Source organism: Pseudonocardia sp. (assembly GCF_025965585.1).
Lineage (GTDB): Bacteria > Actinomycetota > Actinomycetes > Mycobacteriales > Pseudonocardiaceae > Pseudonocardia.
In genome coordinates, this window is record NZ_JAOPWR010000297.1 from 18,107 (window position 1) to 28,380 (window position 10,274).

A 10,274-nucleotide genomic window follows, 5' to 3' on the forward strand; every position below is an offset into this window, starting at 1 on the left:
GTGAGTTCTCGAGCGGCCGGCATCGTGGGCACACGCCCCGCAGCCGTTCTCGCCCGCCCGTGACCGGCCCGGCCCGGACCGGGCCGCCCGCGGCGCCCCCGATGCGGATCGTCGCCACCGGCAGTCACCGGCCTCCGCTCCTCGGCCGCCACGGCCGGGCCCGGCCGGCGGACGGCACGCCGCCCGACCCCGCGTCACCGGCCGGCCGGCACCAGGTCCCGGTCGAACCCACGCGCCGCCGTGCGGGCCGGCTCGACCTCGATCCCGGGTCGGCCCGGCCGGGCGACTCCGATCCCGCGCCGCGCATCGCCCTGCCCTACCTCGTGACCGCCCTGATCTCGGTGCTGGTCGTCGCACTGGTCAGCGTCTGGATGAGCCGGATGATCGCGTCCGACGACGCCGTCGACGCGGCCGTCTCGGCCACCGAGTCCGTCGCCCGCAGCGTGGTCACCCCGGTGCTCGGCGACGCCGTGCTCATCGGGGACCCGGCGGCACTGGCCCGGCTCGACACGGTGGTCCGGGCGAACATCCTCGACGGATCGATGATCCGGGTCAAGCTCTGGGACGAGACCGGCCGGATCGTCTACTCCGACGAGCCCCGCCTGATCGGGAACCGCTTCCCGCTGGGCGCGGACGAGCAGGCCGCGCTGCGCGGCTCCGATGCCGACGCCGGCGTCTCGGACCTGACCTCCCCGGAGAACCGGTTCGAGAGCCCCGGCGTGCAGCTCCTCGAGGTCTACCTGCCCATGCGGACGCCCTCCGGGGTGCCGCTCCTGTTCGAGGTCTACTCCCGCTACACGGACATCACCGACGCGGCCCAGCGGATCTGGATGCGGTTCCTGCCGCTCGGCATCGGCGCGCTCGTCCTGCTGGAGCTGCTGCAGGTGCCCATCGCGATGGTGCTGGCCCGCCGGCTGCGCCGCACCCGGGCGCAGCGCGAGCAGGCGCTCCGCCGGAGCCTGTCGGTGGTGGAGGACGAGCGGCGCCGCATCGCGGGCGACCTGCACGACGGGGTCGTCCAGGACCTGGCCGGTGTCGCCTTCCTGCTCGGAGCGGCGACGCGCACCCCCGCCGGACGCCCGATCGACCCGGCCCAGATCGCCGACTCGGCCGAGCGCATCCGTCACTCGGTACGCGCGCTGCGCTCGCTGCTGGTGGAGATCTACCCGCCCAACCTCTACGACGAGGGACTGCACGCCGCGCTCTCGGACCTGGTGGCCCGGCTGGTGCCGGCCGGCGTGGAGCCGGCTCTCGACGTCGACGCGGCGCTCCCCGAGCTGGACCACGACCGGGTCGAGCTCGTCTACCGGGTGGCGCAGGAGGGCCTGTGCAACGTGGTGCAGCACGCGGGAGCCGGGGCGGTGGCCGTGGAGCTCGGGGTGGACGCCGGCGTGCTGGTCCTGTGCATCACCGACGACGGCACGGGCTGCGATCCGGACCGGCTCACCACCGGGCCCGGTGGCCTCGGGCTGCGCGCCCTCGGCGCGATGGCGTCGCAGCAGGGTGCGGCGCTGCTGCTGGACTCGGGGCCCGGGCAGGGCACCACGCTGCGCCTGGAGGTCCCGCTGTGACACCCATCAGAACTCTCGTGGTGGACGACCACGCCATCGTCCGCGAGGGGCTCGAGTGCCTGCTCGACTCCGCCGCCGACATCACCTGCGTCGGGCGTGCCGCGGGCGGCGCGGAGGCCGTGGAGATGGTGGCGGAGCTGCTCCCCGACGTCGTGCTGATGGACCTGGCGATGCCCGGCGTCGACGGGGTCGAGGCCACCCGGACGATCACCGCCCGCCATCCCGACGTGCGCGTGGTCGTGCTGACGTCACTGGGGGAGGAGTCCCGGATCCGCGCGGCGCTCGCGGCCGGGGCCCGCGGGTACCTGCTCAAGCACGTCTCGCCCGACGAGCTGCTCGACGCCGTCCGCGCCGCCCACGCCGGCGACGCCCCCCTCGACCCCCGGGCCGGACGCGTCCTGCTCGAGCTGCGCAGGCGGCCGGAGCAGGAGCTGACGCCCCGCGAGCTCGACGTGCTGCGCCTGGTGGCCGAGGGACTGGCGAACAAGCAGATCGCGCGGCGACTGGGGATCAGCGAACGCACGGTGAAGGCGCACCTGACGAGGGTGATGTCGTGCCTCGGCGTCACCGACCGGGTGCAGGCGGCACTGTGGGCGCACGACTCCCTGCCGCCAGCGGGCTGACCGGGCCGTCATCGGGCTGTCGGCAGCGGCCCCGGGCGGGGCCACAGCCGCACCGTGACGTGCCCGACCACGGACGTCACGGGCACCGGGCCGAACCGGCGCGAGTCGATCGAGGTGGCGCGGCTGTCGCCGAGCAGGAACACCGCACCCGGCGGAACCGTCACGGGTCCGAACCAGACGCCCTCCTGGTGGGTGAGGTCCGCGTAGGGCTCGGCGACGGGCACCCCGTCCACCACCAGGACGCCGCTCGCGAGCCCCACGGACTGCCCGCCGAGCGCCACCGCGCGCTTGACCAGCAGGGTGCCGTCGTCCGGGTCGGGGACGACCACGAGGTCCCCGGCCCGGAGGGGGCGGGACCGGTGGTCGAGGACGACCTGGTCGCCCGCCTGCAGGGTCGGCGCCATGCTGTCGGTCGGCACCCGTACGGGCTCGAACGGCACGACGCCCGTGACCACGCCGGCCACCAGCGCCACCACGGCCGCCAGCAGCCCGCGGGCGAGCCAGGTGCGGGCCGCCGCCCGGCCGTTCAGGCGAGTGCGCCGGAGAGCCACAGCCCCCACACCCCGAGGCCGACCGCGAACACGGCGTTCACCACCCGTGCCCGCCCCCGGGGCGGCAGCAGCGCCGCCACCGCGGCCACCGCGACGAGCTCGCACGCGACGACGGCGAGCCCGAGCGCGTCGGGGTCCTCCGGGCGGTCGGCGTGCGGCCCGACGTGCAGGCCGACCGTGCGACTGTAGAGGTAGAGCAGCACCAGCCCGACGGAGCCGGCCAGGACGGTGACGGCTGCGGCCGGCGCCGTCCCGCGCCGCAGCGACGGGCCTGCGGCCACCTGCGCCGCCCCCACGCCGAGGAAGAACACCGCGAAGCGGACGTCGTGGCCGAGGTGCTCCAGCGCGGCCACCAGGTGCAGCGCGCCGGCGAGCGTCACGACGGCCGCGGCGGCGAGCGTCCAGCGGTCCGTGCGGACCGGCGCCGCCGGGGACGTCAGGAGATCGGACACGGTGGGCCTCGGATCCCGCGTCAGAGGGGCGTGGCCGCGGAGAGCGGCTTCGCCGGGGCCGCCGTGACGGGATCCGGGCCGCCGGAGCCGACCTCGAACTGGGTCATCATGTCGTGGTCCTCGTGCGGCAGGTTGTGGCAGTGGACCATGTACCGGCCGGTGCGGTGCTCGAACTTCATGATCAGCTTGACGGTCTCGTTCTCGCCGACGTAGACGACGTCCTTGGGCCCGCGCTCCTCCGGCCGCGGCGCGGCGCCGTTGCGGGACAGGATCTGGAAGTCCACGAGATGGATGTGCACCGGGTGGAACCAGCCGCCGGACCTGTTGGTGACGTCCCAGATCTCCACGGCGTCGGCCTTGGGGTTGCCGATGACCTTCGTGTAGTCGGACTTGACGACGTCCTCCCAGGTCACCCCGTTGACCGACCACTGCCCGTTGCTCCGGATCACCTCGAGCTTGCGGTTGGCCGTCGCCATCGCCGGGGTGAGGTCCATCGCGCTCGGCGTCGGGTCGAGCACGCCCGGGACGTCGTTGTTCGTGCCGTCGGTGGGCTCGGCGGTGACGTCGAACGCCATGATCTGCTTCGTGGTGTCGTAGTCGGTGGAGTTCTTGACCCCCAGGTTCTGCAGCACCACGCGCTGGCCGATCTCGTACTTCGCGAAGTCGACCACGATGTCGTAGCGCTCGGCCATGCCGTGGCGGATCTCCGACACCTGCTGCGGCGCGCTCATCAGCCCGCCGTCGGTGGCGATCACCGTCATCGGCTCGCCCGTCGAGAGCCGGTAGCGGTACCCGCGGGAGAGGGAGGCGTTGAGGATGCGGAAGCGGTACTTGCGCCGCTCCACGGCCATCCGGGGCCACGGCCTGCCGTTGACCAGGATGACGTCGCCCCATAGACCCGAGTGGCTCGCGTCGTCGTACATGAGCTCGCCGTTCTCGGCGAACATCTTGTCGGCGATGACCAGCGGCACGTCGTAGCGGCCCGTCGGCAGCGGCAGGGCCTTCTCGACGGGGTCGGTGAGCACGTAGGACCCGGCGAGCCCCATGTAGGCGTTCTCGGCCGTGTGGCCCACGCCGTGGTCGTGGTACCAGAGCGACCGCGCCGGCTGGATGTTCGGGTAGACGTAGTCCTTGTACTGGCCGGGGTTGGTGATGTCGCTGGCGTAGCCGTCGTACTGCGGGAGCGAGGCCGAGCCGTGCAGGTGCACCGACGTCCACGGCGTGTAGCCGAGGGACGGGTGCTTCGCGGGCAGTCCGTTGATGTGGCGGACCACGACCTGGCGCCCCTGGGTCGCTCGGATCGTCGGGCCGGGTGCGATGCCGTCGTAGCCGAAGATCGTGGTGCCGATGCCGGGCAGGATCTCGATCTTCTTCTGCCGCATCGTCATCTGGTAGAAGTCCGTGGTCGCATCGCTCTTGACCAGCTCGGCCACCGGGGGAACGGCGAAAGGAACGGTGAACGGCCGGGGCAGCTTGCTCGAGGCGATCCGCGAGATCGACTTGGCGCGCACGATCCGTTCGAAGGGCAGGGCCAGCGCCGCGGCTCCGAGCGCCGACATCTTCAGCATGTCGCGTCGGCTGAGGCTGTGCGGGGTCATGTGTCCGTCCTCGGGTCAGCTGACTTCAAAGCTGTACCGAGCCTCGCGTGCCGGGGCGCGCGGGGGCAGCCGGAAGTGGGGGGGAGAGATCACCCCTGATTTGAGGGATTCGACCCTTACGCTCCGACACCCGGACGAGTGGGAACGACCGCCTCGGCGGTGGTGCCTCCGTCCGGGCCGGCGTCGACGGTGAACCGGCCGCCGAGGTCGGCCAGCCGGTCGATGAGCATGTGCAGCCCGAGATGCCCCCCGTCGCGGCGGTCCATCGCGTCGACGGGCAGGCCCACACCGTCATCGGTGATCCGCAGGCGGACCGCTCCGCAGGCCGTCTCGGGGCCTTCACCGAGGGGGCCCAGCTCGATCCGCACCGTCTCGGCACGGGCGTGCTTGGCCACGTTCGTCAGTGTCTCCCGCGCGACGCGGTAGACCGCTGCGGCGGCCTCGGGGTCCATCGGGGGCAGCGGCGTGGTCGTCACGGTCACCGCGGTGCCGGCCGCGCGCAGCGATGCGGCGAGCCCGTCGACGGCGGCCGCGAGCCCGGCACCGGTCAGGTCGGGCGGGTAGATGTCGACCATGAGCATGCGCAGCGTGTCGACCGCCCCTCGGACCGACCTCGAGCAGGTGTCGGCGATGCCGCGCCGATCGGGGGGCACCGCCGGGACGAGCGCCCCGAGCGCGTAGCCGACGCCGGCGAGGTCCTGGACGACACCGTCGTGGAGGTCGGAGGCGATGGCCCGCCGCTCCCGGTCCGACGCAGACAGCGCGCGCTCCAGCAGCGAGGCCCGCTCGCTCTGGTGCCGGGCGACGCGCCGCGCCAGCGACACCGCGATCGGGATCTGGACGAGCTGCAGCAGGACCAGCGGCACCAGCGCGAGCAGGATGAGCTGGGTGGCCAGCGACGCGGCGCGCTCGTCCACCCGGTCGGCGTTGTAGTACGCCTCGAAGGCCAGCGGCTGCTGACCCGGCAGCGCCAGCGGCGTGTACACCTCCACGTACCGCGTGTCGGTGGGGAGGTCACCCGTCTCGTCGCCGAAGTCGATGTCGGAGGCGATCCGGCCGCGGTCGATCGACTCGAGGGCGAGCTCCGGCAGGTCGATCCTCCTGCCGATGTTCTCCGCCCGGTCGGAGTAGACGATCGTGCCGTCCCGCTCCCAGACGACGAGCTCGTCCATCGTGCCGTCGGTGAGCCGCACGCGGACGGCCCGGTCGAGCTCGTCGCGTCGCGCCGCGTTGCCGGACAGGGCGTCGACGAGCAGCGGCTCCACCACGAGCGACGCGAGCCTGGTCGTGGTCCGCTCCGCGTCGCGGAGAGCCTCCTGCTGGGCGACCTCGCGGGCGATCACGATCGTGCCGAGGCCGATCACGAGCAGCACCACCACGGCCGTGCCGACGAAGGCCAGCAGACGGCGGCGGACGTCCGGGGCTCCCCGCATGCCCGCGCGGCGGAGTGCCGCCGCGGCCGTCATTCGCGCGACTCGAGCATACCGAGCTCCTGCGCCTTCACCACGGCCTCGAGCTGGGAGTTCACCTCGAGCTTGGACAGCAGCGACTTCACGTAGCCGCGACAGGTGTTGATGCTGATCCCGAGTACGCGCGAGATCGCCTTCGGGGCCATGCCGCGGCCGAGGCAGGCGAGCACGTCGCGCTCCCGCTGGGTCAGCGCCGGAGCAGCCCGGCTCGACGAGGCCGACGCCGCGGTGCCGACCGCGAACGCCGACGGTGCGACGAGCATCCCGCCCTGCCGCGCCCGCCGCAGCACGTCGAGCATCTCGGCCAGTGATCCGTTCTTCGGGATGAACGCCGACGCGCCGGCCTGCGTCGCGCGCACCACCCAGTCGGGGTCGCGGTGCGCGGTCACGACGGCGATGATCGTGTGCGGGGAGACCTCGCGGATCCGGCGGGCGGCGGTCAGCCCGTCCTGGCGGGGCATCTCGATGTCCATCACGAGGATGTCGGGCTGCAGGTCCTGGGCCATCGCCACGCCCTCGGCGCCGCTGCCCGCGGTGCCGATGCACTGCAGGTCGGGCTCCGTGGACAGGGCGTAGGACAGCAGCTCGGCGAAGGTCTGGTGGTCGTCCACGATCAGCACGCGGAGCGCCGGCGCGCTGATCCGCGCGACTGCGTCGTCGTAGACTCGTTCTGCACTCATGGGCCCGTCCGCTTCGTCCGCAATGGGTTCGCTCGTTGCGTGCACAACGTTACGAGTGGTGCGAAACCGGCATGTCCCTAGAATTGGGGCTGGTCCGATCGGGAGCTGATCTCGACCCTCCAGGAGCACGACCCTCGACGGCAGGAGAACGGTGACCCGGGTGCTGCTGGTGGACGACAGCCCCGCGGTCCGCGCCGGGCTGTCACTCCTGCTCGCGTCCACCGACGGCCTCCTCGTGGTCGGCATGTGCACGGACGGGTCCGAGGTCGTCGCCGCCGCGGCCGCACTGGCTCCCGACGTGATCGTCATGGACATCGCGATGCCCGGCACGGACGGGATCGCCGCCACCACGGCCCTGATGGCCGCCCGGCCGGCGTCGCGGGTCCTGATGCTCACCACCTCGGTGTCGGGGGACGCCGTCCTGCAGGCTCAGCGGGCAGGCGCGCAGGGCTACGTGCTCAAGGGCGCCCACCCGGAGGAGCTCGTGGACGCAATCCGGACGATCGCGGCCGGGGGCACGGCGTGGTCGCACTGGGCGGCCGAGACCCTGCGGCACCGCGGCTGACCCTCCCGCGGGTTCCCCTGTATTGAGGGCCGCGGCGCCCCCACCGCTGGGGCTTGCTGCGCCTGCCCGCGGCGGAGATCGTTTCCCCGTGCCACCTGCCGTCGAGCCGACGGCGGTGATCCGAGGGAGGGACGCCGATGATCCGGTTGTTGATTGTCGACGATCATGCGGTCGTGCGACAGGGCCTCGTCCGGCTGGTCGACACGGCCGCGGACATCGAGCTCGTCGGCGTCGCCTCCAACGGCAACGAGGCCCTGCACCTGACGGCCCGCCACCGGCCCGACGTCGTGCTCATGGACATCGGTATGCCCGTGCTCGACGGGGTCGGGGCCACCCGGCTCATCGCCGACCACGACCCGGACGTGCGGGTCGTCGTGCTCACCGGCGCGGTGGACGGCCGGGTCGCCGAGGCACTGGAGGCGGGGGCCACCGCCGTCGTCCTCAAGGACGCCGAGGTGGACGAGGTGCTCGACTCCATCAGGTCCGCACCCGCGCGGGGCTCCGGCGCCGTGGCGGCGGCGGGCGGGCGGGCGATGCTGAGCCCCCGCGAGCGGGAGGTGCTCGGTCTGCTCAGCGCGGGCCGCACCAACCGGCAGATCGCGGAGGCGCTGGGCATCACCGAGCGCACGGTCAAGGCCCACCTCGGTGAGGTGTACCGGGCCGCGGGCGCGTCGGACCGGGTCCAGGCGGCGCTGTGGGGCCGGGAGCACCTCGCGCGGCACGGGTCCTAGGACCAACGTCCGATGGTGACGGCGGCATCGGTGGGCCACAGTCACCAGAGCGAGACGCCGGACCGGGTCCCCAGCCGGTCCGGCGCAGCCTCGCCCGACCCGGGAGCGTCGATGAGCGCATCACCCGAACACCTGCCGCCCGCCGCGGAGGCCCTGGACCTCCGGCTGTGCGTCACCGGCCTCGGCCACGTCGGCCTGGCCTTCGCCCGCGACGCCGTCGCCGCCGGGTTCCGCACCATCGGCTTCGGTGGGGAGCCCGGCAACGTCGTCCGACTCGTCTCCCAGCTGGCGGACAGCGACGCCACCGCGGCCGCGCTGTCCACGGCGCTCGCCCGCGGGCACTGCCGGATCACCGATGACCCAGGCGCCTGCTCCGGCTTCGACGTCGCCGTGGTCGCGCCCGGCACCAGCCCGGAGGACCCGACCGGAGCCGTCGCGCTCGAGGCCGCCGCGGTCGCGATCGCCCCCCACGTCCGTCCCGGGACGCTCGTGATCGTGCACGGCGCGGCCCGGGTGGGCGAGCAGGGCGAGCTGCTGGCCGCGACGGTCGAGCTGCTCACAGGGCTGCGCGCGGGCCGCGACTACGACCTCGGCTTCGCCGTCGCACCGTCCGGCGCCGGGCCTGCGGGCCTGACGATCGCCAGCGGTCTCGACGACGTGTCGGCGCGCCGCGCGGCCGAGCTGCTGCGGTCGCTCGGGCGCGACGCCGCAGTCGTCGTCCCCGTCGAGGCCGCCGAGCTGGTGGCGCTGCTCCAACACGCCCTGCACATCGGGAAGGTCCGGCCATGACCGTGCTGCTCGTGGTCCTCGTCGCCTGGATCGGAGTGAGCGTGCCGATCGCGCTGCTCCTCGGCGGCTTCCTCGAGGTGCGCGAGCGGCAGCGGCCCGGACCCGACCAATCTGATCTCGTCCCCGTCCGACACGATCGACCAGGAGCGTTCCGATGACCCAGCCCCTCCACGAGACCGACCGCGCCGTCAACCGGCGCGCGGTCGTCGCCGGCGCCGCCACGTTCGGCGCCGGTCTGCTCGCCGCCGGCTGCGCGGGGCCGGCCCCGAGTCCCGCGAGCGTGCCCGTCCCGACCGTGTCGTCGCCGGCGGGCGGCGCGGCCTCGGCGCCGGTCGCGCTCGGACCGGCGGCCGACATCCCGGTCGGCGGCGGCAGGATCTACGCCGACAAGAAGGTCGTGGTCACGCAGGCCACGGCCGGCACCTACGTCGGGCTGTCGGCGGTGTGCACCCACCAGGGGTGCGTGGTGGCCAAGGTCGCCGACGCGACGATCGACTGCCCGTGCCACGGCAGCAAGTACCACCTCGACGGTTCTGTCGCCAACGGCCCGGCGGCGAAGCCCCTTCCCCCGGTCGCGGTGACGGTCACCGGAGGAATCGTCACGCTGACCTGAGCCTTGTCCCGGAATCGTCCGGCCGGCGGTTCCAAGAAAACACTGAGAATTGCCCGTGACGCGCACCGCGCCGTTCAGCCGACGGCCAGGTGCACGGTCGCGAGTGTTTCCGAAGGGCTGTGGTCGGCCGCCGTACAGACGATCGTGGCGACATAGCCCGGCCCCCGCAGTTCCGTCGGCCCCGAGGCCCCGTCCGCCGGTGCGCTCGTAATGGTCCAGCCGGCCGCCTCGTAGGTGCCTGCGGCGGCCCGGCAGGCCGCGTCGAGCCCGGCGGCGATGAGCACGGTGGTCATCCACAGCCCCGGCCCGGTGGTCGACTGCTGCATCCGGCCCGCGGGAACCGGCACACCTGCCGGCCAGGACACTCTCGCGGCGTCGGCGCCCCCGCCGCCTCCGCGACCGTGCCTGCCGCCGTCGTCCGGTGCCGCGGGGGCGACCGCGACCCCGGGTGGAGCCGGGGCGGGCGCGCCGGGAGAGCCGCACCCGCCGAGTGCCACGGCGGCCGCAAGAGCCGTCAATCGGACAGATCGACCGAAAAAGGCATTCGGATCATTGAACACGAAATAAATCGTAGACGGTTTCCGGAAAGCGGCATCCCTGCGATTTGGGGTATGGACCACCCCATTTCCTGA

The 10,274-nt window shown here is 73.4% G+C and carries 13 protein-coding genes; 7 read left to right on the forward strand and 6 right to left on the reverse strand.

Translation table 11 applies throughout. The annotated features are described in order from the left end of the window. The first annotated feature begins 59 nt into the window (after window positions 1–59). Together JWR81_RS18385 and JWR81_RS18390 are read left to right on the forward strand one after the other, a co-directional pair. Window positions 60–1,571 (forward strand): histidine kinase, encoded by a 1,512-nt coding sequence (locus JWR81_RS18385; RefSeq protein WP_297653917.1) that lies wholly within the window; start codon window positions 60–62, stop codon window positions 1,569–1,571. Beyond that, the gene (locus JWR81_RS18390; protein WP_297653919.1) at window positions 1,568–2,194 is read left to right on the forward strand and encodes a response regulator transcription factor; all 627 of its coding nucleotides are present in this window, start codon (window positions 1,568–1,570) and stop codon (window positions 2,192–2,194) included. Before JWR81_RS18385 ends, JWR81_RS18390 begins: the two co-directional genes overlap by 4 nt. Window positions 2,195–2,202: 8 nt before the next feature. On the opposite strand, the gene lepB is transcribed toward JWR81_RS18390, so the two are convergent. The 5 genes from lepB to JWR81_RS18415 all read right to left on the reverse strand — a co-directional run bounded on the left by lepB (window position 2,203) and on the right by JWR81_RS18415 (window position 6,944). Continuing rightward, window positions 2,203–2,745 (reverse strand): signal peptidase I, encoded by a 543-nt coding sequence (gene lepB, locus JWR81_RS18395; protein WP_297653929.1) that lies wholly within the window; start codon window positions 2,743–2,745, stop codon window positions 2,203–2,205. Beyond that, the gene (locus tag JWR81_RS18400) at window positions 2,721–3,197 is read right to left on the reverse strand and encodes a hypothetical protein (RefSeq protein WP_297653932.1); all 477 of its coding nucleotides are present in this window, start codon (window positions 3,195–3,197) and stop codon (window positions 2,721–2,723) included. The genes lepB and JWR81_RS18400 overlap by 25 nt, the downstream gene beginning before the upstream one ends. Window positions 3,198–3,217: 20 nt before the next feature. Further along, a complete protein-coding gene (locus tag JWR81_RS18405; RefSeq protein ID WP_297653935.1) occupies window positions 3,218–4,795 on the reverse strand; it encodes a multicopper oxidase family protein in 1,578 nt (525 codons plus the stop codon). 116 nt (window positions 4,796–4,911) lie between these two features. Continuing rightward, the gene (locus tag JWR81_RS18410) at window positions 4,912–6,261 is read right to left on the reverse strand and encodes an ATP-binding protein (protein ID WP_297653938.1); all 1,350 of its coding nucleotides are present in this window, start codon (window positions 6,259–6,261) and stop codon (window positions 4,912–4,914) included. Beyond that, the gene (locus tag JWR81_RS18415; protein ID WP_297653941.1) at window positions 6,258–6,944 is read right to left on the reverse strand and encodes a response regulator transcription factor; all 687 of its coding nucleotides are present in this window, start codon (window positions 6,942–6,944) and stop codon (window positions 6,258–6,260) included. The genes JWR81_RS18410 and JWR81_RS18415 overlap by 4 nt, the downstream gene beginning before the upstream one ends. Before the next feature lie 151 nt (window positions 6,945–7,095). Here JWR81_RS18415 and JWR81_RS18420 point away from each other — a divergent pair, with 151 nt between their 5' ends. The 5 genes from JWR81_RS18420 to JWR81_RS18440 all read left to right on the forward strand — a co-directional run bounded on the left by JWR81_RS18420 (window position 7,096) and on the right by JWR81_RS18440 (window position 9,642). Then, entirely contained in the window at window positions 7,096–7,509 is a 414-nt protein-coding gene (locus JWR81_RS18420) for a response regulator transcription factor (RefSeq protein WP_297653944.1), read from the forward strand. 137 nt (window positions 7,510–7,646) lie between these two features. Beyond that, on the forward strand, window positions 7,647–8,240 hold the full coding sequence (locus JWR81_RS18425; protein ID WP_297653956.1) for a response regulator: 594 nt from the start codon (window positions 7,647–7,649) through the stop codon (window positions 8,238–8,240). A 111-nt stretch (window positions 8,241–8,351) separates the two neighbouring features. Continuing rightward, window positions 8,352–9,029 (forward strand): hypothetical protein, encoded by a 678-nt coding sequence (locus tag JWR81_RS18430; protein WP_297653959.1) that lies wholly within the window; start codon window positions 8,352–8,354, stop codon window positions 9,027–9,029. Further along, entirely contained in the window at window positions 9,026–9,187 is a 162-nt protein-coding gene (locus tag JWR81_RS18435; protein WP_297653962.1) for a hypothetical protein, read from the forward strand. Before JWR81_RS18430 ends, JWR81_RS18435 begins: the two co-directional genes overlap by 4 nt. Continuing rightward, a complete protein-coding gene (locus JWR81_RS18440) occupies window positions 9,184–9,642 on the forward strand; it encodes a Rieske (2Fe-2S) protein (RefSeq protein ID WP_297653977.1) in 459 nt (152 codons plus the stop codon). The genes JWR81_RS18435 and JWR81_RS18440 overlap by 4 nt, the downstream gene beginning before the upstream one ends. A gap of 74 nt (window positions 9,643–9,716) precedes the next feature. On the opposite strand, the gene JWR81_RS18445 is transcribed toward JWR81_RS18440, so the two are convergent. Further along, on the reverse strand, window positions 9,717–9,935 hold the full coding sequence (locus JWR81_RS18445) for a hypothetical protein (protein WP_297653993.1): 219 nt from the start codon (window positions 9,933–9,935) through the stop codon (window positions 9,717–9,719). Window positions 9,936–10,274 lie beyond the last annotated feature (339 nt).

Coding starts and splice junctions, on each gene's coding strand:
- JWR81_RS18405 (WP_297653935.1), bottom strand. CDS start 4,795: ATGACCCCGCACAGCCTCAGCCGACGCGACATGCTGAAGATGTCGGCG.
- JWR81_RS18410 (WP_297653938.1), bottom strand. CDS start 6,261: ATGACGGCCGCGGCGGCACTCCGCCGCGCGGGCATGCGGGGAGCCCCG.
- JWR81_RS18415 (WP_297653941.1), bottom strand. CDS start 6,944: ATGAGTGCAGAACGAGTCTACGACGACGCAGTCGCGCGGATCAGCGCG.
- JWR81_RS18425 (WP_297653956.1), top strand. CDS start 7,647: ATGATCCGGTTGTTGATTGTCGACGATCATGCGGTCGTGCGACAGGGC.
- JWR81_RS18430 (WP_297653959.1), top strand. CDS start 8,352: ATGAGCGCATCACCCGAACACCTGCCGCCCGCCGCGGAGGCCCTGGAC.
- JWR81_RS18435 (WP_297653962.1), top strand. CDS start 9,026: ATGACCGTGCTGCTCGTGGTCCTCGTCGCCTGGATCGGAGTGAGCGTG.
- JWR81_RS18440 (WP_297653977.1), top strand. CDS start 9,184: ATGACCCAGCCCCTCCACGAGACCGACCGCGCCGTCAACCGGCGCGCG.
- JWR81_RS18445 (WP_297653993.1), bottom strand. CDS start 9,935: ATGACCACCGTGCTCATCGCCGCCGGGCTCGACGCGGCCTGCCGGGCC.